Origin of the sequence: Kocuria sp. WN036 (assembly GCF_002287015.1) — a bacterium.
GTDB classification, from domain to species: domain Bacteria; phylum Actinomycetota; class Actinomycetes; order Actinomycetales; family Micrococcaceae; genus Kocuria; species Kocuria rosea.
This window is the reverse complement of sequence record NZ_NSKF01000042.1, coordinates 1-21,579: the sequence shown is the minus strand read 5'-3', so window position 1 is coordinate 21,579 and position 21,579 is coordinate 1. Positions and strand designations below refer to the sequence as shown.

Below are 21,579 nucleotides of genomic sequence, written 5' to 3'. Positions count from 1 at the left end.
CGCCGGGTGATCTGCTCGACCAACGCCATCGAGTCCCTCAACGCCCGGTTCCGCAGGGCGGTGCGGGCACGTGGCCACTTCCCGAATGAGCAGTCCGCGATGAAGACGCTGTACCTGGTCGTGCGATCCCTGGACCCGAAGGGCACCGGGCAGACACGATGGGTCACACGGTGGAAGCCGGCGCTGAACGCCTTCGCCATCACCTTCGCCGACCGGATGCCGGCGGCGGAGAACCACTAACCATGGAAACGCCTCTTACACCGTTAGAGCGACAGTCCCGGTTTCGGTTCCGCGGGGGGATCATTCGGATCTGTGGCATGGGGATGGGCCGTGGAGGCGGCCATGATGCTGGTCAGAAGGTTTACGGTGTGCTCCACCGGCGGACGTGGATGCGCCGACTTGCTCTGCGTCCAGGTGGCCATGGTGAAGCGCAGGGCTCCGAGAACGAGATGGGCCATCAGCCCGGCCTGTTCTCGCAGGTCGTTCAGGGACGTCGAGGTGCCGTGGTTCCTGCGCAGTCGCAGGAAGATCAACTCCGTCAGATCGTCGTGGGTGGCATTCATGGCCTCCATCGCTTTGCGGAAGATCTGCGGGTAACGCAGGACCATCTGCATGCGGGCGGCCATCAGCGCGTGATCGGGTTCAGGGTTGCTGGTGGTGAGGCTGTTGCTGACAAGTTCGAGGGCTTCCGCCAGAAGGTTCGTCCCGTCCGAGACGAGGAACTCGCGGGCTAGTCTCTCGTGGATCCGCGGGGCTTGGGTGCCGATGAGAGCCTCGTCCTTCGTCTTGAAGTAGTTGAAGAACGTCCGTTGCGATATGTGGCTCATCTCGCAGATCATCTCCACGGTCACGTGGTCCAGGCCGTGTTCCTGGACCAGTGCGACCGTGTGGCGCTCGATCATGAGGGCTCGGGCGCGCTTCCGCTCGGTGGTCCCGTGGCTGCTGGGCACCTGGGGTCCCGTCCTTTCGGAGGCTATTCGTAGCGCAGGGAGTCGATGGGGTTCTGCTTGGCGGCCTGTCGGGCCGGCAGGGTGCCGGCCAGGAAGGCGATCGCCATGATCAGCAGGATCACCCCGGCCACGGTGGTGGGCTTGAAGAGCATGATGCTTAATCCCGGCAGCCCGGAGAGCGCTCCCTCGGCCAGCGCCGAACTGACGACCGACCCGAGGCCCACGGCCGCACCGGCACCGATCGCACTGCCCAGGAATCCGATGACGACGGCCTCGAGGCTGAACAGGGCGAAGACCCGGCCTCCGCTCATGCCCATGGCCTTCATCAACCCGATCTCTCGGGTGCGTTCCTGCACGCTCATGAGCAACGTGTTGATGATCCCGAAGCTGGCCGCGACGAGGGCAATCACGGCGAAGGCGTTGAGAATGCCCACGATGCCGCTGATGACGGTCTGGATCATCCCCAGCTGATCCTCGGTGGTCTGGGCCGTGAGCCCGGCCTCGGCCAGGGAGGACTTCAGGGCATCGACCTCTTCCTCGGCCAAGGAGGTGTCGAAGTGGGCGATGGCGGCGACGAAACCGGGGGTGCCGGTGCCGATGCCGGCGGACTGGATGTCTGACAGCTCCGCGAGCAGGGCCTCGTTCATGCTCGCCCCGGAGGCAAGCAAGCTCTCCCGTGCGACCCCGACCACGGTCGCCTCCACGGTGTGCTGCTCGCCCAGCACGTCGGTGATACCGAGTCGGACGGTCGAATCGAGGGCCTGCTCGGCGGAGTCGAAGCCCAGCGGTGCCACGTAGGGAGACGGAAGGACGACCTCGTGCTGGGCAGAGCCCCCTTCGAGCTGCCGTCCGGCTTCAAGGTCGGCCCGGGCGATACTGCCCACAGGGTTCGCTGTGAACTCGTAGGCGGTCCCGTCGTCGAAGGAGATGTACTCCGGGGCCACCATGCGTAACGGGTCCGCGTCGAGGACGCCCTCGGTGTCCCGGATCACCTCGAGGTCCTCTGCGGTCAGCGGGTCAGGGACGCCCCGGCCCGGAACAGGTGGTCCGGCAGGAGACTGTGCTGCCTCGGGGTCGTATTCCGCAGGGCCCTCACCGGCGGCTGTGTCCTCGGACGTCTTCTGGACGAAGAGCATGTCCGCCGACCCCATGGCCGAGACCTGCTTGTCCACGTACTGCGCGACACCCGCCCCCACTGCGCTCGTCAAGGTCAGGGTAAATGCTCCCACGAAGATCGCCAGCACGGTCAAGGTGGTGCGCAGCTTGGAGCGGAAGGTGTTGGCCACCGCTGAGGAGATCAGGTCCGGGGCGTTCATGCCTGGCTCGCTTCTGTTGCGCTGTCGTGGGCCGACGGAGTCGTGCGTTCGATCAGCCCGTCGCGCACGAAGACCTGCCGGTCGCAGCGGGCAGCGAGGTCGACGTCGTGGGTCACCACGATCAGGGTGATGCCCTTGTCCCTGTTCAGGCCAAAGAGAATGTCCTCCACGGTGGCACCGGTGGCCGTGTCCAGATTTCCGGTCGGCTCGTCAGCGAAGATGATGCTGGGCTCGTTCACCAGCGCACGACTGATCACGGCTCGTTGCTTTTGCCCGCCGGAGAGGTCCGTCGCCTTGTTCCCGGCCTTGTCCGCCAGTTCCATCCGCTCCAGCACCGCCATACCCGCCCGGCGCCGTTCGGCCGCGCTGACCCCGGCGATTTTCAGCGGTAGCACGACGTTGTCCAGCACTGACGTGTTCGGTGTGAGGAAGAACTGCTGAAACACGAACCCGAACTGCTGGTTGCGCAGCGTGTTGAGCTGCTTGGCCGACAATTTGCGCGCATCCAGCCCGGTGACCCGCAGCGAGCCGGCGTCCGGTTCGTCCAGCAGAGCCAGGATGTGCATGAGCGTGGACTTGCCCGAACCGCTCTTCCCCACAATGGCCACGCTCTCCCCTGCGGCCACCTGCAGCGACACCCCCTTCAACGCGTCAAAACGCGTCGCCCCTGACCCGTAAGACTTAGTGATGCCCTGGGCGTCGACCACTAGTTTCCCGGTCACCATTGGTCTGTCCTCATGCTGCGCCAACCTCTCCCCGTCACATATCTGCAGTTACTGCAAGATTTGATGTACTCGCTGCAAATTAGCAGTTGCACCTGATCGGATGCTGCGAAGCGGGTCCCGGCCCGGCGGTACCGTCACCGGGGCCCGGCTCGGACGATGACAGGGCGATCCTGGGCAGGATCGCGTTGATGCTTACTGCCGAGGACCGGCAGCGGGGGGAACCAGCCGCCCCACGGGTTGCTGGACGTCGGAAGGGATGACGTTCCGGGGCAGCTGGGCCTGAATCCGCCGACGTGGGTTTTCCGGTGATGTGATCAGGAGCTGGCCGGCGGTTGCTGACTCTGGACGTGCGGGACTGACCCCGGCCTGCCAGGCCTTGCCGCTTCGGGTCCTCGTTGATGCGGTCAGGGAAGAATGATCAGGCGAAGTCGGGTCCCGGGTGGTGTAGCGCGGTGGCCTTGTTCGTCGTTCCGGACGAGAGCGCGGTCACCGCGGTCACCGCGCTACACCACTGTCAGGGGCTCCACTGCGGAGCTGCAGAGCGCTGCGGACTTCGGACCAATGCGCAGCATCGGACTGCCCCCAAGACGGGCGGCAAGCCACCGGGGCCGGCGCCGTGGGAAGGCGGGGTGAGAAGGGCCCCGCTTCGTATGGGTTTCCCCACCACACCCGTGCCCTGATTCTGTGCGCCGGTTGGTTGATCGTCCTGCTGCCCGGGATGGAGGAGCTTAGGAGCAGCGGGATCCGACGTTGTCAGGGGCGCCATGGGTTCCGGCGCCGAGGTCGACTCCCAAGGCTCAGGAGCCGGCGTTCATGGCGTTCTGGCGTTTCTTCTCAGCGGCGGCCGGGTCCCTACTGGTTGACCGCGGACATGTCCTCGTAGCGGTCACCGGCCGGGGCGGCGACCTGGTCTAGTGCGGCCAGGTGCTCGTTGGTGAGCTCGATCGCGTCCGCGGCGGCGTTCTCCTCCAGGTAGCTCACCCGCTTGGTGCCCGGGATCGGGGCGATGTCATCGCCCTGGGCCAGCAGCCAGGCCAGGGCCACCTGCCCGGGCTTGGCGCCCAGCTCGGCGGCCACCGCGTCCACCTGCTCCACGATGCGGATGTTGTGCTGCAGGTTCTCCCCGGCGAAGCGGGGGTTGTTGCGACGGAAGTCCCCCTCGTCCAGCTGCTCGATGGAGCGGATGGTGCCGGTGAGGAAGCCCCGGCCCAGTGGGGAGTACGGCACGAACCCGATACCCAGTTCCCGCACCGTGGGCAGGATCTCGTGTTCCGGCTCCCGGGACCACAAGGAGTACTCGGTCTGCAACGCGGTCACCGGGTGCACCGCCTGTGCCCGGCGGATCGTGGCCGGGGCCGCTTCGGAGAGCCCGATGTGACGGATCTTGCCCTCCTGGACCAGTTCGGCCAGGGCCCCCATGGTCTCCTCCACCGGGGTGGCCGGGTCCATGCGGTGCTGGTAGTACAGGTCGATGTAGTCGGTGTTCAACCGCTTCAGCGAGCCCTCCACCGACAGCCGCACGTTCTGCGCGCTGCCGTCCAACCCGGGGCTGTCGCCGGCGCGGTGGGAGATAGTGCCGAACTTGGTGGCGACCACGACCTCCGAGCGGCGGGAGCCCAAGGCCCTGCCCAGCAGTTCCTCGTTGGCGTAGGGGCCGTACATCTCCGCGGTGTCGAAGAACGTGATGCCCAGATCCAGGGCCCGGTGGATCGTGGCGATCGACTCGGACTCATTGGCGCCGCTGCCGGTGTAGAACGCCGACATGCCCATGCATCCCAGCCCCAGGCGGGAGACCTCAAGCCCTGCGGTGCCCAAAGTGACGTGCTTCATGGTGGTGCCGTCCTTTCCTGATCAGTGCTGCTCCAGGACCCCGGGCCCGGCAGAGCCGGGGTCTGTGCGCCCCTGCGTCGATGGGTGGGGGTATGGGGGTTCAGGCGTGTGCTTCAACGGTATCGCGGTGCGGTGCGGGGCGGGTACCGGCGGGTGCGGGCAGTTTCGCGCCTTCCACATCGACGTCGGGCAGGATGCGGTCCAGCCAGCGAGGGATCCACCAGGCGGTGCGTCCCAGCAGGTGCATCGTGGCCGGGACGATGGTCATCCGCACCACGAAGGCGTCCACGAGCACTCCGAAGGCGAGGCTGAAGCCGATGGGGCGGACCATGGCCATTTCGGAGAAGATGAACCCGGCGAACACGGAGGTCATGATGATCGCGGCCGCGGTCACCACCCGCGCGCCGTGGCTGAAGCCGGTGCGCACCGCGGTGCGGGGGTCCTGCCCGTGGATGTAGGACTCGCGCATGCCCGAAACCAGGAACACCTGGTAGTCCATGGCCAGGCCGAAGAGCACCCCGATGAGGATGATCGGCAAGAAGCTGAGCACGGCCGAGGGGTTGTGCACCCCGAAGATCTCTCCGAGCCAGCCCCACTGGTAGACGGCCACGATGGCCCCGAAGGTCGCCGCCATCGACAGCAGGAACCCTCCGGTGGCCAGCAGCGGGACCAGGATGGAGCGGAAGACGAGCATGAGCAGGATCAGGGACAGCCCCACGACGATGCCGAGGTAGGGGGCCAGGGCGGTGCTGAGCTTCTCGGACACGTCGATGTTGGCCGCGGTCTGTCCGGTCAACCCGATGCTCACACCGGTGTCGGCTTCGATGGCCGTGGCGCGCTGGCGCAGGTCGGCCAAGACCTGTTCGGTGCTGGCACTGGCCGGGCCCTCGGTGGGAACGACCTGGAAGACGACGGTGCGCCCGTCCTCGCTGACGATCGCCGGCAGGGCGGCGGTGACGTTGTCGACGGCGCGCAGCTGATCGGCCACGTCGTACTGCAGGTCCTGCGAGGCGGTGTCGCTGAGCCCGCCGGGCAGCTCTCCCACGGCGATGATGGGCCCGTTGACGCCTTCTCCGAAGGCCTCGCCCACCAGGGTGTAGGCCTGATAGGCCTCCGACTCGGGGGACTCGGAGCCGCCGTCGGGCAGGGCGACGCGCAGGTGCTGGGCGGGCAGGGCGATGATCGCCAGAACGAGCACGCTGAGCGCCAGGACGATCCCGGCATGGTTGGTGACGAACGCCCCCCAGCCGTGGCGGCTGTGCTCCTGGTCGGCGGCCTCCTCCACGGATTCGGCCGAGGTCCCGGCCCGTTCGGCGTCGCGGGTCAAGGCGGTCTGGGCCGCGCGGGCCTTGGCCCAGGCGCGGGACGAGAGCACCTTCGGCCCGATGAAGCCCAGGGCGGCCGGTGTCAGGGTGAGAGCCACCAGCACGGCCAGGGCCACGGTGGCCGCGGCGGACAGACCCATGATCGTCAGGAACGGCAGACCTGGCACCGCCAGGGCGGCCAGGGCGACGACGACGGTCACCCCGGCGAACAGCACCGAGTTGCCGGAGGTGCCGTTGGCGCGGGCCACGGACTCTTCCAGGTCCATCCCGTGCATCAGCTGGGTGCGGTGCCGGTTGACAATGAACAAGGAGTAGTCGATGCCCACGGCCAGGCCCAGCATCAGGGCCAGGAAGGGGGAGACCGTGGACATCTCGACCACCCCGGACAGGGCGAAGGTCGCCCCCACCCCCACAGCCACCCCGGTGATGGCCATCAGCAGGGGCAGACCGGCCGCGATGAGCGTGCCGAGCATGATGATCAGCACCAGGGCGGCCACGGCCACCCCGATGATCTCGGAGCTGCCCATGACCTCGGAGACGTCCTGGGTGATGTCCTGGCTGATGTAGACCTCGATCCCGGACTCCTCAGCGGCGTTCAGGGTGGTCTGAACCTGCTCACGGATCTCGGCCGGGACGTTGTAGATGGAGTCGCTGAACTGCACCTGGCTCAGCGCGACCTGCCCGTTCTCGGAGACGACGCGCATGTCCTGGGCGGCGCCGACCTGGCGCTGGGCCACAGCCAGGGACTCCTCGTTGTCGGTGATCTCCTGCGCCTGGGCCTCCAGTTCCGCACTGGCCGTCTCGAGCTGCTCCAGGCCCTGCTGCGCCCCGGGCGCCCCGGCCGCGGCCGCGGCCTGGAGCTGCTCGCGCTGCTGGGCCATCTGCTCACGCCCGGCGGCGATCTGCTCCTTGGCCGACTCCAGCTGGGCCTGCCCCTGGGAGACCTGCTGCGCCCCGTCCTGGAGCTGGCGCTGGAGCTCGAAGGGATCGGCGGCTGCTTCCACCTCCGGCATCTGCTCCAGTTGCTGCAGGGCCTGGCCCACCGCTGCTTCCTGTTCGTCGGTGAACTCCCCGGCCGGGGAGTGGAAGACCACCGATCCGCTGCCGCCGGCCGCCTCGGGCAGCTCCTCCTCCAGCCGGTCCAGGACCCGCTGGGTCTCGGTGCCGGGAAGGGTGAAGTTGTTGCTCAAGGTGCCGTGGAAGGCCACCGCCGCCCCGCCCACCCCCAGCACCAGGGCCACCCACACGGCGGTGACCCACCAGCGACGCCGGTAACAGAACCGGCCCAGTCGATACAGCACAGATGCCATGGGCGCTCACCGTTCTCGAAAAAGGAGGACAAGGAAGATGAAGAAGGGAGGGAAGGTCTAGCGGGTGAAGCCCTGGCGCAGATAGCCGACCACGTCGATCAGGTACTGCCGCAACAGGTCCAAGGACTCCTCGGTGACCTCGCCGCCGCAGCGGTGGAACCACTCGCTGAGGGCGGCTTTGCCGCACGAGAGCGCCGAGCCCACCAGGGCACCGACGTAGAGGGAGTCCATCTCCGGGCCCGAACGCCCGCGGATGGCCTCGACGAGCTTGTCGGCGCAGCTGTCCCACCCCTCCAGCTGGAACCGGTGCATCTGCGGATCAGCGCCTGCCGTGCCGTACACCTCGGCCATCGCCGCCAGATGGATCGGGTCGGCCAATGCGATCAGCAGCTCATGCATCGACTCCACCAGCGGCTCGTCGGCCGGACGGGCGAGGAACTGCTCGACCCCGTGATCCAGGAACTCATCCACGCTCACCGCCAACGCCGCCTCACGGCTGGGGAAGTAGTTGAAGAACGTCCGGCGCGACACCCCCGCCGCCGAGGCGATGTCCTCCACCGTGAACCGTCCCACGCCCCGGGCACGCAACAGGGCCAACGCCGCCTCGGCGATGGCCCTGCGGGTGGCCGCCTTGTTCAACTCCCGCCGGGACGCCGGCACCGCGGAAGGTTCCTCAACAGGAATCACAAATCCTTACACTACGTGCAAACTTGCACTGGGGGCAAAACTCTGTGCGGGGTGGAGGCGCGGACGGGGCCAACGGCGGCTGCCGGCGGGGCCGCGGCCCTGACTCTCGGAGTCGTCGGCGGGGAGGAGAATGTCACCCTCGGAGACGATCGCGCGGGCACTGGATGCCGACGCACCGCCGAAGTACTCGAACGACATTGCTGATCCTCGACCGACACCCTCGCGAGACAGTCGAGGTGACAAGGGCCTTTACAGTTCACAAGCCCCCTCCCACAGGGGGCTCTTCTGGGACGGGCCGGACCAACCGGGCTCACATCTTCATCATGACGGGCCTGATAACCTCGGGCGAGCCGGCTGCGGCCGCAGCCATTGGCCCGTCCGGTCGTATGATCCGCCTGATGCCGATGAAAGGGCTTTTCCCGTGCGTGGAGATCTCAAGGCCGCTTGTCGGCCCCTCGGTCTGGGCGAACGGTTCGTGTGGCGGCAGCAGCTGAGGACAGCGGAATCGTGGCTCGATCCGTCGGAGACCGTCCAAGCCCTGGCGCCGGGCTGGTGGCGTGGTCACCGCAGTCTCGCCGTGGTCACCACCTCGCGGTTGCTGCTGATCCACCCCGAGCTCGAGCAGTCCTCCTCCCAGGGAGTCTTCGCGCTCCGGAGCATTTCGCAGCTGAACGTCCATGCCACACCACCCGACGGTGCGCGGTTCCGGGTGAAGTGGGGTCTGAACCTGGAGGAGTTCACCCTCCCCCGACACGCCGCGGAGTTCGAACACGCCCTGCGCGCGGTGCTGCCCTGACCCCATCATCCGGGAAGAGCCGCCGCCTCGGGGTTGAGGCCCGCCTTGTCGAAGATCGCCCTCGCCCCGCCCGGGGTGCCAGATCCGCGGTGTGGCCGACACCCCGCACGACCCGGTGGGAGACCCCTCCGGTGCCTGCCGGCGACCTCGCCCCGGAGGTGTCGGAATCTGCGACCGCCGGGGACCTATGGCCTGTCCTGCGAATCCATGCACCGCTCCGGTGGGGTGCTCGGAAGCCGCTGCTGGCGGTGTGCGGAGGAGCGCGCAGGGACCCGGGACGTTGCCCAGCATGCCCGCGATAGAAACAATGGGCGCATGGGTTGCCACGCCGATGTGAGAGATTCCTGATGTCTTCCGCTGAGACGAGCGCTGGTCGGGGCCCCGGAAGCGATCCGCGCACGAAGCCAGGGGTCAATCTGGATCGGCGCACGGTGGTCTCGGGGTTCTTGTTCGGGTGCGGGATCGCAGCCTCGATGATCGACCTGTTCGTCTTCCATCTGGGTCTGCAGTGGCACCACTTCTACGACCTGTCGACCACGCAGGTGGCACTGACCGCCGACGGGTTCTTCCACGCCTTCGGGTGGTTCATCACCATCTGGGGGCTGTTCCTGCTCGCTGATCTGCGCCGCCGCACCGAGGTGGCCTGGAAGCGCTGGGCCGGGGCGGTGGTCACCGGCGTCGGGTTCTTCCAGCTCTTCGACGGAGTCATCGACCACAAGGTGCTGCGGATCCACCAGGTCCGCTACGACGTGGAGCTGCTGCCCTACGACGTGGCCTGGATCGGCTCGGCCGTGCTGCTGCTGGGCATCGGGGCGCTCATCCTCTGGCGCACCCGCCCGGCCCGCGCCACCGGCTGAGCAGGCACGCCGTGGACCACCAGCACCACACCGACCACGACATCACCGGAGGCAGCCCAGCCCAGGGCGTGGAGGTACTCGGGTGGGTGGTCTTCGACGTCCTGGTCGTCCTGGCCCTGACCGCAGCCGCGGCCAGCTACGCGGTGGCCCTGTGGGCGGCCCGGGATCGCAGCCCGGTCCCGGGCCACCGCACCATGTTCTGGTACGCAGGTCTGGGTTGCGCCGGGGCCGGTCTGATCGGTCCGGTCGCCACGGCCGCGCACACCAGTTTCGCCGCCCACATGGCCGGGCACTTGCTGCTGGGCATGATCGCCCCGCTGCTGCTGGTGCTGGCCGCCCCGATCACCTTGGTTCTGCGGGCCCTGCCCGTGGCCCAGGCCCGGTCGCTGACCCGCCTGCTGCGCCACCCCGTGGTGCGGGTGGGCACCCACCCGGTGGTCGCGGCCGGGCTCAACGCGGGGGGCCTGTGGGTTCTCTACACCACGGACCTGTACCAGTTGATGCACACCTCGGTGCTGCTCCACGGGCTGGTGCACGCCCACATCGTCGTGGCCGGTTACCTCTTCACCGCCTCCCTGGTCGGGGTGGACCCGGACCCGCACCGGGCCTCCCTCCCAGTGCGCTCGGTGGTGCTGATCGTCTTCATCGCCGCCCACTCGATCCTGGCCAAGTGGCTCTACGCCCACCCGCCGGCCGGGGTCCAGGCCCCTGAGGCCCAGGTCGGGGCGCAACTGATGTACTACGGCGGTGATGTCGTGGACATCATCCTGATCGTGCTGCTGTTCACCGGGTCGTACACCGCCACCCGGCCCCGCCAGAGCACCATGGCCGCTTCCCGCCCGACCACCTGAGCGCCGGTGAACCCACGGTGCGCCGAGGACGACGACAACGAAACGCAGAGACGACCATGACCACCACATCGCGTCTGAACGAGACCCTGCGCGCGGCTGGCGTCGGAGGCGTGTGCCAGCGGATCTTGGACAAGCTCGACGTGTAGGGCTGGTGCCCGGGGCACCCCGCCGAGGGCGAGGGGCCACCCGGTTGCCGTTCTATCGGGCGCCGACGGCTGCGCTGTCCTCGAACCGGGTGCGGTGCTGGTCCTGCTCGGCCGGCTCGGTCTCTTCCGGGTCCTCGGCGGTGATGAGGAGGTTGCCCTCGCCGGCGGCCTCGGGCACCACGTCGCGTTCGATCGTGGTGGCCAGGGCCTTTTCCTGCACGAAGCACAGCAGCACTGCCGCGAGCAGGGCCAGCGGCGCGATCCACAGGAAGATCGGGGTCAGGGCGTCGTTGTAGGAGGTGATGATCGGGGTCCGGATGGCCTCGGGCAGCGACGCCACCACGGCCGGGGTCAGCGAGTTCGTGCCGCCGGTGGCGCCGCCGGCCTGGGCGGGCAGGCGCTGGGCCAGCAGGTCGGCCAGGCGCCCGGCGAAGACGCTGCCCACGACCGCCGAGCCGAGGGTGGCCCCGATCTGGCGGAAGTAGTTGTTCGACGCGGTGGCGGTGCCGACCTGGCGCAGCGGGAAGGTGTTCTGCACGATCAGCACCAGGATCTGCATCGACAGCCCCAGGCCCAGGCCCAGCACCGCGAGGTCGGCGCACAGGCGCCACAAGGGGGCCTCGGCGGTGAGGGTGGAGAGCAGGACCAGGCCCGCGGCGACCACGACGCTGCCGGCGATCGGCATCCACTTGTAGCGCCCGGTGCGGCTGACCAGCGCCCCGGAGACGATGGAGGTGACCAGCAGGGCGCCCATCATCGGGATCATCAGCAGCCCGGAGTCGGTGGCGTCGACCCCGTGGACCATCTGCAAGTAGGTGGGCATGTAGCCGATGGCCCCGAACATGGCCACGCCGATGAGCAGCCCCGCCACGGTGGTGAGGTTGAAGTTGCGTTCGGCGAACAGGTGCATCGGGATGATCGGCTCGGCGGTGCGCCGCTCCACGGCCACGAAGGCGGTCCCGGCCACCAGGGTGGCGGCGATCAGACCGAGGATGACCGGGTCGGTCCAGTCGTACTTGCTACCGCCCCAGGTGGCGAAGAGCACCAGGCAGGTGGTGGCCACGGCCAGCAGGACCATCCCGCCGACGTCCAGACGGGGGCGCCCGGGGCGCCGGGGCAGGTGCAGGAACAGCACGGCACCGGCCAGGGCGAGCAGCCCCAGCGGGATGTTGATCCAGAAGGCCCAGCGCCAGCCGGGGCCCTCGGTGAAGAACCCGCCCAGCAGCGGCCCGGCCACCGAGGCCAGGGCGAAGACCCCGCCCATCACGCCCATGTACTTGCCGCGCTCCCGCGCTGGGACGACGTCGGCGATGGTGGCCTGGGACAGGATCATCAGCCCGCCACCGCCCAGGCCCTGGAAGACCCGGGCGAGGATGAGCACCTCGATGGTGCCGGCCAGGGCGCCGACGACGGAGCCGGCCATGAACAGCACGATCGCGGCGATCAGCAGGGGCTTGCGGCCCATGAGGTCCCCGAGCTTGCCGTAGATGGGCATCGTAATGGTCGAGGCCAGGATGTAGGCGGTGATCACCCACACCATCTCGTCCACGCCGTTGAGCTCGCCCACGATGGTGGGCAGGGCGGTGCTGAGCACGGTCTGGTTGAGGGCGGCCAGCAGCATGGAGAGCATCAGGCCGATGAAGAGCAGCATCAGGTGCTGTTTCTTCTCGGCCGGTTCTGCCCGGTGGGCAGGGGTACGGGTCATGAAAGATTCCTCTGCAGGTCGTAGAAGAGACGGAAGGCGGGGGCCAGGTCCGGGGCCTCGGGAGCGGCGGCGGCAGCTGCGCCACCGGGGGTGAGGGCGAAGCGCAACGGCACCCCGGCGAGCATCACGAGCATCCGGGCGGCTTCTGCGACGTCGTGCCCGGCCACACCGGCCGACCAGGCCGGGTGCTCGGCCAGCAGGTGCGTGACGGCCCGGTGGACCAAATCCTCGGCCTGGGACATCAGCTCCCGGCGGCGCTGGGCCAGGTGGGGGTAGCGGCCCATCAGCTCACGGCGCCGCTGGGCGTCACCGCCCGCGTGGGCGCTGCGGGCCACCGCCAGCAGCAGGCGGGAGACCTGCTCCAGCACATCGCGGTCCAGGGAGAACCCCTCGAGCAGCGCCGGGTCCAGGGCGGGGGCGCGCAGGCCGAGCACCGCGTCCTCCTTGGACGGGAAGTAGTTGAAGAACGTCCGGGGCGAAACGCCCGCGGCCTCGGCGACGGCCTCCACCGTGGTGCGCTCCAGGCCGCGCTCCAGGACCAGCTCGGCGGCGGTCTCGTGGATCACCGTCCACGTGTGGGCTTTCTTGCGTTCACGCAAGGACACGGGGGCCTGAGTCATACCCCTATTATTGCACCACTGCATGTATTGCACAAATGCACTTATGTAGTGATGCACTTCTCTGGGGTGCCGCCAGAGCGCGCTGAGCGGGTCCTGTCGCGGTGTGTTGACCGCGACAGGGATAGGTGACGCTGCTCACTCGCCCGCCCCCGGATAGCCCGGGACCGCGGGGGTCGCAGGGGTCGCGGGGGTGCGCAAATGGTGTTGCCGCGCAGCGCAGAGGGTGTTCCACCAGCAGGTGGCGTCGGGCGTCCAGGTGATCCGGGTCTACGGCAAGGCCGCGATGACCGGGCCGGTCCTCACCGCCCCAGCCTTGCCCCGCAGCCGTGGCAGGGGGGTGGCCCTCGACTCTGCCCCGGTGCAGGATGCCCCGTGGTGTGATCTGGCCCAGGGCCGAGCTCACGGCCTCGGATGCCCCGCGGAAGAGCGGGAGACGCCCCCGGGGGGTGCTCTGTGCGCGAGCCCGACAGCTGGGATCCTCCTGGGTCGGCGGAGATGACGGCGGGGGCCGCACAGTGCGACAGCGACGGGGGGTCTCGTCGCGGCCTGGGGGCGCTGCCGGGCCGTGGCTGGACCGGACGGGACCACAAGGCCGCAGGCTGGCCCGGCCCTGGGCGCCGAGGATGGAATTGCACACAGTGCAACGCTGCACTTAGTGTAGTGGCTGCGATGCAGTCTTCCCATGGTTTTCCCCAGGTCCAGCCGCCGGTCGATCGGCGGGAGGCGTTGAAGCATTTCAACCGCCGGGCCATTCTCGACGCCGCCGAGGCCCTGGTCGAGGAGCGTGGTGTGGGCGGTTTCACCGTCAATGACCTCGCGGAACGGGCGGGGGTGTCGCGGCGGACGATCTTCAATCATTTCGCCTCGGTGGAGGATGCCGTCCACACCCGGTTCAGCGAGTTGCTCGGGTCGATCGTGGACGATTTCGTGGCGGCCGCGGCGGCCGCCCCGCCCACGGGGACTCCGAGCATCGGGACGGTGTTCGAGCAGCTGGTCGCCGCGATCGATACCGCCGATCTGATCCCGCCGTTGTCGCACATGGCTCGATTGCTCGGCGGTAACGAGGACCACCCGGCGACCGTGCTGTGGTCCCACGACGTGATGCAAACGCTCACCCTGCGCCTGACGGCCGTGATCGCCGATCGCTATCCCACCGCGGATTCCTTCACCGTCGGCCTGCTGGCCAGTTCCTTGCTCAACGCCCTGTCGCTGACTGTCGAGCAGTGGCACGCCGAGACCGGTGCGGTGGACACCGCCCAGTCACGGGCGGTTTGGCAGCGGTTGCTGGACACCACGGTGGGGTATCTGCGGCACGGCTTCGGCTGAGAGGCCCCTCCTTCCCGGTTCTTCCGTTTCCCTACGACCGACAGAGACTAAGACATGGCACACCTGTTGTACCGACTCGGGCGCTTCGCCGCCCGCCGCGCCTGGGTCGTGATCGCCGCCTGGGTGGCGGCGCTGATGCTGGCCGGCGGCGCCTTCGCCGTGGCCGGCGGTCAGTTGACCAACACGATGAGCATCCCCGGCACCGAGACCCAGCGCCTGGCCGATCGCCTGCAGTCCGAGCTGCCGCAAGCCGCCAATGGCACCGGGCGCATCGTCTTCGCCACCGAGGACGGGGAGCCCTTCACCACCGAGCAGCGCGAGCAGATCGGCGCGGCCCTGGCCGCGACCGAGAACACCTCGGGGGTGGAGGAGATGCTCAATCCCTTCACGGCGCAGCAGCAGCGCCAGGACCAGGCCCAGCAGCTCACCGACGCCCAGGAACAACTGTCCGACGGGCGGGAGCAGTTGGCCCAGGCCCAGCAGACGATCGCGGAGAACCAGGCCAAGCTCGACGCGGCCCGTGAGCGGGCCGAGGAGGCCGACGCCCCGGCCCCCTCGCTGCGCGAGCTCGACACCCAGCAGCAGGGCCTGGACGAGGCTCGCGCGCAGCTCGAGGACCAGCGGGAGGAACTGGAGGCTGCCGCACCCGAGCTGCAGCGCGGCCAGCAGCTGCTGGCCCTGACCGAGGACACCCGCACGGTGGCCGAGGACGGCACCGCCGCGGTCGCAGTGGTGAGCTTCACCGCCGAGCAGCAGGCCGTCACCGCCGAGACCAAGGAGGCGTTGCAGGAGGTCATCAACGAGGCGGACATCGACGGCGTGCAGGTGGAGTACTCCACCGAGATCTCCCAGGACGTCTCCCAGCTCTTCGGCCCGGCCGAGGTCATCGGGGTGATCGTGGCCGGCGTCGTGCTGCTGGTCATGCTCGGCACCCTGGTCGCAGCCGGGCTGCCCATCCTCACCGCCCTCACGGGTGTGGGGATCGGGGCGCTGACCACCTTGGCGTTCTCCGGGGTCGTGGAAATGGCCTCGGTGACCCCGATGCTCGGGCTCATGCTCGGGCTGGCCGTGGGCATCGACTACTCCCTGTTCATCCTCAACCGCCACCGCCAGCAGCTGCTGGCCGGGACAGAGCTGCACGAGTCCATCGGGCTGGCCACCGGCACCGCCGGCAACGCGGTGGTCTTCGCCGGACTGACCGTGATCATCGCCCTGGCCGCCCTCAACGTCACCGGCATCGGGTTCCTGGGCCTGATGGGCACCGCCGCGGCGACCTGCGTGGCCGTGGCCGTGCTCATCGCCATCACCCTCACCCCGGCGCTGCTGTCCCTGATGGGGCAGCGCCTGCTCAGCGCCCGGGCCCGCGAACGGGCCGCCCGCACCCCGGCACACGCGGCCCCGCACCGCGACGGGCCGGCGCTGCGCCACCCGATCCTGACCCTGCTGGCCGGCCTCGTCGTCCTGGGCACGATCGCTGTGCCCACCGCGGACATGCGCCTGGGCCTGCCCGACGCCTCCTCGGAACCGGCCGACTCCACCGCCTACCAGGCCTACCGGATCATCGAGGAGAAGTTCGGCGCCGGCGCCAACGGTCCGCTGCTGGTGGTCGCCGACCTGCCCGAGGACACCGACGAGGCCGAGGCCACCGACCTGCAGGTGACCATCGGGCAGGAGCTGCTGGAGCAGCAGGACGTCGTCTCCGTGGTCCCGGCCGGGCTCTCCGAGGACCGCCGCACGGCCGTGTTCCAGGTCACCCCCGACGGCGGGCCGGCCGACGAGTCCACGGAGAACCTCGTCAACGAGCTGCGCGAGCTCTCCCCGGAACTGGAGGAAGCGCACGGGGTGAGCATCGGGGTCACCGGCCTGACCGGCGGCAACATCGACGTGTCCCAGAAGCTCGCCGAGGCCCTGCCGCTGTACCTCACGGTGGTGCTGGGGCTGTCCCTGCTCCTGCTGGTGCTGGTCTTCCGCTCGATCCTCGTCCCGCTCATCGCCACCGCCGGGTTCCTGCTGACCCTGTTCGCCGCTCTTGGCGGAGTCGTCGCCATCTACCAGTGGGGCTGGCTGGGTTGGCTGTTCGGCGTCCACGACCCCGGCCCGGTGATCAGCTTCCTGCCCACCCTGCTCATCGGCATCCTCTTCGGACTGGCGATGGACTACCAGCTGTTCCTGGTCTCGGGTATGCGCGAGGCCTGGGTCCACGGCTCCTCCTCCCGTGCGGCCGTGCGCGAAGGGCTCAACGCCGGGCGGGCCGTCGTGACCGCGGCGGCGATCATCATGATCTCCGTGTTCGCCGGCTTCATGTTCTCCCACACGGCCATGATCCGACCCATGGGATTCGGACTGGCCTTCGGGGTGCTCGTGGACGCCTTCGTGGTGCGGATGATGCTCGTGCCCGCGGCCATGCACCTGCTCGGAGACAAGGCCTGGTGGCTGCCCCGCTGGCTCGACCGGGCCCTGCCCAACGTCGACGTCGAGGGCGAGTCCCTCCGGCGCGAACACGCACCCGCCGCGAGGGAACCGGAACGTGAGCTGGTCGGCGCCGGCACCCGGACCTGAAATACCTGGGCGGTGGAGACACCCGCCCAGCCCCCACCGCCGGAGCCCTCAGCGAGAGGCGACTGGAGAAACCGTTCTCGCTCCAGCCCGGCAATGACCTGATCGACCCGTCCGGGGCGAACCCCGGGCGGGTCGATCAGGCCAAAGATGTGCTCGATGGAACGGTGCGCGATGCCCGCCCAGCCGGCCTCATCCACCGCCACCCGGACCACAACATGGAGTCGCGCGAGGCGGGTGAGCGGCTTGGCCCCTCCGGCGCCCTGCCCGGCAACACAGATCAGGCAAAGGGCATAAACGGTCTCCGTGCGGTGATCCAACGGGTCCGGTCGGCCATCGAATGGTCCCGGGCATCTCCACCAGTGACCACAGGCGGTGTCAGCACGGTTCTGATCGATCACGCTCACGTACGGGCCAAAGCGGCGGTCCCCGGCACGCACAGGGTGCACGAAACCGGAGAAGCCTTGATCAACTTCGGCTGGACCCGAGGTGCTCCCCACTGTGAACGCCCGCAGGCGGGCGTCGTCCACCGCCCAACGATCCAGGCCCAGTACCTCGCCGGCGCGCAACCGGGCCAACAACTCGTGGGCGACCGGTCAGAGACCGGCTCGGGCCGCTCCTCAAGGGGCATACGCCGCGCTCATTCCGAAATGACCCCCGGCGCCTGGCGTGCAAAACGTCAGCGCGCCCGCCGTTCGAGCCCATAGCCCAGGCCGATCAGCCCCAGCATCCCCGCGCTGGCGAACCGCTCGTCGATCCACACGCCCCTGACCCGAGGGACCAGGTTGGGGAATTCCGCTTGAAGGCCCTGGGCGCCGGGGAAAGCGAAGGCTGCCCCCATGGAAGCCCAGAAGAACGCCGGCAACACCGCGCCCACCGCGGTGTCCCGCTCCGGGTCCAGGCCCTTGCGATTGAGCGCGTAAAGCCCGCCCGCCCCCAGGAGCGCGCTCACGGCGATGGTCATCGCATCGTGGAACCGGGCATGCGCAGGCCAATTCGGATTGAACAGATGGGTACGGTTCCAGTCCGCGGCGAACCCTCCCACCATGGTGGCTGCGGCAACGACGTTGAGGATGCTGCGCCCGGTCGACATGCCACCACTCTACCCGGGACGGCCACACAGTTCCCTGGCCCCAACGGGCCCCAGAACCTCCTGTGACGAGGGGGGTCTATAGGCCCGCCCCGTCACAGGCCACGCCTGCTTCTTCAGACACTGACCCTCCCCTCCCCCGGAAGCCAGCACCAGAGACAGGCACACAGAAGAGACCCGCACGGCAACGCCTGGGGGCGCCGGGCCTACCAGCACCAAGACCCACCGCGTGCCCTCGAGCACCGGATCCACCCCGACACCGCCCGAGCCCGGCAGGACAGCCGAGACAACCGGACCGGCGTGCCGACACGGGCAGCTCCGGCCGCGGCGGCCGGCGTTGCCCGTCCTGGGGAGGTGCGGAGAGACTGTGGCCACAGGCCTGAAAGGAGGTGCATGGTGTCTGAAGCGGATCACGATCTGCCGTGGACGGGATTGCCCTCCACCCTCGCTCCGCTGCTCAGCGCCCATCTTCCGGTGATCACCGAGCAGCTGCTGGCGGGGGTGCATCACGATGTCCCGGTCTACGCCGCGCCCCTGGGCGGTGCGCTGCGCCAGGAGATCCGGCACGGGGTCCAGGCCGCCCTGACCCGGTTCCTGGATCTGGCCGACACCGACCAGCCGGCCCTGCGGGAGGTGGACCGGGTGGTCTATGAGGGGTTGGGCCGGGCCGAGGTGCATCAGGGCCGGCCCATGGACGCCTTGTTCACCGCCTACCGCTCCGGGGCGCGCACGACCTTGCGGTCGATGTCGAAGGTGGCCATGGAGGCCGGGTTCGAGGCCTCGGTGCTGATCGTGCTGGCGGAGTCCGTGTTCGCCTACATCGAGGAGCTCTCCGCGGCCAGCGCCCAGGGCTACGCCGCCGAGCAGTCCGAGCGGGCCGGGGAACGCGACCGGTTGCTGGACCAGGTGGCGGAAATGCTCATCCGCGGTCACGCCGAGGAGGACGCGGTGCGCGCCGCGGTACTGGCCGCCGGCTGGATCCTGCCCGAACGGGTGGTGGTGGTCGTCCTGCCCGCCGGCCGGCGCCCGGGGCTGCGGTCCCGGTTGGGGCCAGGGGCAGTGCTCACCTCCCGCCCCGGGGACGTCGTGGCGGTCCTCCCGGAGCCTCCCACGTCGGCGGCCCGGCGGGAGCTGGGGCGGTCCCTGACCGGGCGCGCCGCGGTGGTGGGTCCGGGACGGCCTTGGCAGGCCGCCTCGGACTCGCTGCGCCTGGCCGTGGCCGCCCGGGACCTGTTGGAGCACGACGGGGAGGACCCGCTGTGGGTCCGCCAGCACCTCACCCGGCTGCTGCTGCACAGCGACCGTGCCCTGCTCGAAGACCTCGCCACCCAACGGCTGGCCCCGCTGGAACACCTCCGCCCGGCCCAACAGCAGCGACTGGTCACCACCTTGCTGTCCTGGCTCAAGCACCACGGGCAACGCGCGGTGATGGCCGCCGAGCTGGACATCCACGAGCAGACCGTCGGCTACCGCATCAACCAACTGCGTGAGATCTTCGGCGAGGCCCTCCACGACCCGCAGGCCCGCTTCGAGCTCGAGCTCGTCCTGCGCGCCCGGGCCGACCAGAACCCCGCGTGAGCAACGACCGCCCACAGGGGCAGGTTCTCAGCCCCTACGGCAGATCCTGCGGCAACCGGCCCAGCCCTAAGACGGCCATGACCGCCGCCAGCGCCGTGGCCGCCACCGTCATCGGGGCCAGACGAGGATCCCATTGCCGCCAGGCGGCGCGGACCGACCGCTCCGCCGGATACCCAAGGACCATCACCGCGCCCAGCACACCCAGCACCCGGGCCGCCCGCCGCCGGGGCCGCGCCAGCAGCTGAGCCGTGCACACCGCCTGCAGGGCAAGCATCAACCCAGAGGCCGAAAGCCCGGTGCCGAGCAACCACTGCTCGGCACCGATGCGCTCCGGGGATCCGCGTAGGACCCCGACGTCATAGGTGACGCGGTCTCGCAGCGCCTGACGCAGCCCGGCCAACCCCAAGCCCAGTTGCACGGCCGACACCAACGCAAGATGCTTCATCTCTTCCCCCTCCACTGTCGGCACCGGGATCCCCCGCGAGATCCGCGAACGAAATCCTCGAAGGGAGCCGCCCGGGGACGCCATACCGCCGACCCGGTGCCAGGTAGCAGCACCCACGATTCAGGATGCGCGCCCCACGGTCGCAAAGGCAACACATCACCGGAGAAACCCACGAACGCCCGCCTCCGAAGAGGCCCACGGGCAGATGCGCAGGCACACTGCGGCGCGATCCAAGGCACGGCAGCGGGAACCCGTGCTGTGTCCCGTGACGGGTTCAGTGGAGGCTTGATAGTGCCGCTCCGGCGGTCGCCGGGGCGGTGTGGTGACGATAGTAGGCGTCCTCGAACTCGGCCGGGGGCACGAGCCCGATCTCTCCGTGCAGGCGCCGGTAATTGAACCAGTCGACGTACTCGGCCACCGCGATCTCCAGGTCCTCGATCGACTTCCAGGGGCCCTTGTTGCGAATCAGCTCGGCCTTGAACAGCGAGTTGAACGCCTCAGCGAGGGCGTTGTCGTACGAATCGCCAGTGGATCCCACCGAGGCCACCGCCCCCGCCTCGGCCAGGCGCTGGGTGTAGCGCACCGCGACATACTGAACGCCCTTATCCGAATGATGCACGACCCCGCTGGTGTCATGGCCGTCATGGGATCGGGTCCACAACCCCATCTCGAGGGCGTCCAGAGCCAGGTCCGTGCGCAGGGAGGTCGACAGCTGCCACCCCACCACCCGCCGGGAGAACACGTCAATGACGAAGGCGGCGTATACCCAGCCGGCGAACGTTCTGCAATACGTGATGTCGGCGACCCACAGCCGGTCCGGGGCGGCGGCGGTGAAAGATCGTTCCACCAGGTCCGGGCGGGTCTCCGGTCCGGTGCCGGCCACCGTGGTGCGCGGGCCCTTGGCCCGAATGACCCCACGCAGACCCGCCGCCCTCATGAGCCGGTGCACCGTGCACCTGGCCACCTGATGGCCGTTCCGGCGCAGCTCGGCGTGGACCTTGGTGACCCCGTACACCCCGTAGTTCTCCGCATGCACCTTGGCGATGACCGCGGTCGTGGCCGCGTCGCTGACCGATCGCGCTGAGGGCGGGCGGGTCTTGGCGGCGTAATAGGTGCTCGGGGCGACCTGCAGAACCTTGCAGATCGGCTCGACCCCGTACTCGCCCTTGTGGGCGTCGATGTAGGCCACTACCTGTGGTGTGGGCGGTCGAGCTCCGCGATGCTCCTATGTCAAGCCGCAACCTCGAGAACTGGTTCCGGACCAGGGCGATGCCTGAGGTCGATTGGTGACTCCTTGGCCTTCTCATCGGCGCGCAGAGCGGCGAAGACTCGGTCCGAGATCCTCCGTCGTAGCAGTCGCATTGCTTCGGTGTGGGTCTTGCCGCGGGCCAATTGCTTGGCCACGTAGTCCGCTCCTTCGTAGCCCAGCCTCTGCTGGGTCACGGCGGCCATGTGCAGGGCGGTGT

The 21,579-nt window shown here is 69.1% G+C and carries 18 protein-coding genes, 1 pseudogene and 1 other annotated feature; of the genes and pseudogenes, 7 read left to right on the top strand and 12 right to left on the bottom strand.

The window, feature by feature from the left end:
- Nucleotides 1-240: transposase (locus CK505_RS17105; RefSeq protein ID WP_141246860.1), on the top strand; the 240-nt coding region annotated here is incomplete at its 5' end.
- A 23-nt stretch (nucleotides 241-263) separates the two neighbouring features.
- Here the strand turns inward: CK505_RS17105 and CK505_RS17100 are convergent.
- From CK505_RS17100 to CK505_RS17075, 6 genes are all read right to left on the bottom strand, one after another.
- Nucleotides 264-950 carry a TetR/AcrR family transcriptional regulator gene (locus tag CK505_RS17100; RefSeq protein ID WP_095651829.1) on the bottom strand — a complete coding sequence of 229 codons (687 nt, stop codon included), beginning with the start codon at nucleotides 948-950 and terminating at the stop codon, nucleotides 264-266.
- Nucleotides 951-973: 23 nt separating this feature from the next.
- Nucleotides 974-2,266: an ABC transporter permease gene (locus CK505_RS17095; protein ID WP_095651828.1), complete on the bottom strand. Its 1,293-nt coding sequence runs from the start codon at nucleotides 2,264-2,266 to the stop codon at nucleotides 974-976.
- Nucleotides 2,263-2,991: an ABC transporter ATP-binding protein gene (locus CK505_RS17090; protein ID WP_095651827.1), complete on the bottom strand. Its 729-nt coding sequence runs from the start codon at nucleotides 2,989-2,991 to the stop codon at nucleotides 2,263-2,265. The genes CK505_RS17095 and CK505_RS17090 overlap by 4 nt, the downstream gene beginning before the upstream one ends.
- A gap of 852 nt (nucleotides 2,992-3,843) precedes the next feature.
- Nucleotides 3,844-4,821, bottom strand: coding sequence for an aldo/keto reductase (locus CK505_RS17085; protein ID WP_095651826.1), 978 nt, complete (start codon nucleotides 4,819-4,821; stop codon nucleotides 3,844-3,846).
- A 100-nt stretch (nucleotides 4,822-4,921) separates the two neighbouring features.
- Nucleotides 4,922-7,456, bottom strand: coding sequence for an MMPL family transporter (locus CK505_RS17080; RefSeq protein ID WP_095651825.1), 2,535 nt, complete (start codon nucleotides 7,454-7,456; stop codon nucleotides 4,922-4,924).
- 57 nt (nucleotides 7,457-7,513) lie between these two features.
- A complete protein-coding gene (locus tag CK505_RS17075; protein ID WP_095651824.1) occupies nucleotides 7,514-8,143 on the bottom strand; it encodes a TetR family transcriptional regulator in 630 nt (209 codons plus the stop codon).
- Between the two features lie 577 nt (nucleotides 8,144-8,720).
- Here CK505_RS17075 and CK505_RS17070 point away from each other — a divergent pair.
- From CK505_RS17070 to CK505_RS17060, 3 genes are all read left to right on the top strand, one after another.
- Entirely contained in the window at nucleotides 8,721-8,939 is a 219-nt protein-coding gene (locus CK505_RS17070; RefSeq protein ID WP_136341189.1) for a hypothetical protein, read from the top strand.
- 347 nt (nucleotides 8,940-9,286) lie between these two features.
- Nucleotides 9,287-9,796: a DUF2243 domain-containing protein gene (locus CK505_RS17065; protein WP_095651822.1), complete on the top strand. Its 510-nt coding sequence runs from the start codon at nucleotides 9,287-9,289 to the stop codon at nucleotides 9,794-9,796.
- A gap of 11 nt (nucleotides 9,797-9,807) precedes the next feature.
- Nucleotides 9,808-10,647, top strand: coding sequence for a cytochrome c oxidase assembly protein (locus tag CK505_RS17060; RefSeq protein ID WP_242630407.1), 840 nt, complete (start codon nucleotides 9,808-9,810; stop codon nucleotides 10,645-10,647).
- Nucleotides 10,648-10,845: 198 nt separating this feature from the next.
- On the opposite strand, the gene CK505_RS17055 is transcribed toward CK505_RS17060, so the two are convergent.
- Both CK505_RS17055 and CK505_RS17050 read right to left on the bottom strand, forming a co-directional pair.
- Nucleotides 10,846-12,498 carry an MDR family MFS transporter gene (locus tag CK505_RS17055; protein WP_095651821.1) on the bottom strand — a complete coding sequence of 551 codons (1,653 nt, stop codon included), beginning with the start codon at nucleotides 12,496-12,498 and terminating at the stop codon, nucleotides 10,846-10,848.
- Complete coding sequence (locus tag CK505_RS17050) at nucleotides 12,495-13,118, bottom strand: TetR/AcrR family transcriptional regulator (protein WP_255219696.1); 624 nt, start codon at nucleotides 13,116-13,118, stop codon at nucleotides 12,495-12,497. The genes CK505_RS17055 and CK505_RS17050 overlap by 4 nt, the downstream gene beginning before the upstream one ends.
- A 669-nt stretch (nucleotides 13,119-13,787) precedes the next feature.
- Here CK505_RS17050 and CK505_RS17045 point away from each other — a divergent pair.
- Nucleotides 13,788-14,444: a TetR/AcrR family transcriptional regulator gene (locus CK505_RS17045; protein ID WP_255250995.1), complete on the top strand. Its 657-nt coding sequence runs from the start codon at nucleotides 13,788-13,790 to the stop codon at nucleotides 14,442-14,444.
- Between the two features lie 54 nt (nucleotides 14,445-14,498).
- Complete coding sequence (locus CK505_RS17040) at nucleotides 14,499-17,003, top strand: MMPL family transporter (protein ID WP_095651819.1); 2,505 nt, start codon at nucleotides 14,499-14,501, stop codon at nucleotides 17,001-17,003.
- A 676-nt stretch (nucleotides 17,004-17,679) separates the two neighbouring features.
- Here CK505_RS17040 and CK505_RS17035 read toward each other — a convergent pair.
- Nucleotides 17,680-18,093, bottom strand: a complete 414-nt coding sequence (locus CK505_RS17035; RefSeq protein ID WP_095651818.1) for a DUF6640 family protein — start codon at nucleotides 18,091-18,093, stop codon at nucleotides 17,680-17,682.
- Nucleotides 18,094-18,483: 390 nt separating this feature from the next.
- On the opposite strand from CK505_RS17035, the gene CK505_RS17030 reads away from it, so the two are divergent.
- Nucleotides 18,484-19,668 carry a helix-turn-helix domain-containing protein gene (locus tag CK505_RS17030; RefSeq protein ID WP_095651817.1) on the top strand — a complete coding sequence of 395 codons (1,185 nt, stop codon included), beginning with the start codon at nucleotides 18,484-18,486 and terminating at the stop codon, nucleotides 19,666-19,668.
- A gap of 34 nt (nucleotides 19,669-19,702) precedes the next feature.
- On the opposite strand, the gene CK505_RS17025 is transcribed toward CK505_RS17030, so the two are convergent.
- The 3 genes and pseudogenes from CK505_RS17025 to CK505_RS18720 form a co-directional block, all read right to left on the bottom strand.
- On the bottom strand, nucleotides 19,703-20,113 hold the full coding sequence (locus tag CK505_RS17025) for a hypothetical protein (protein WP_136341191.1): 411 nt from the start codon (nucleotides 20,111-20,113) through the stop codon (nucleotides 19,703-19,705).
- A gap of 274 nt (nucleotides 20,114-20,387) precedes the next feature.
- Nucleotides 20,388-21,302 carry an IS3 family transposase gene (locus CK505_RS17020; RefSeq protein WP_095651815.1) on the bottom strand — a complete coding sequence of 305 codons (915 nt, stop codon included), beginning with the start codon at nucleotides 21,300-21,302 and terminating at the stop codon, nucleotides 20,388-20,390.
- Nucleotides 21,231-21,337 (bottom strand) — a sequence feature (AL1L pseudoknot). Its footprint overlaps the gene before it by 72 nt.
- Nucleotides 21,338-21,343: 6 nt before the next feature.
- Nucleotides 21,344-21,579 (bottom strand): annotated as a pseudogene (locus tag CK505_RS18720) (hypothetical protein); the annotation flags it as partial.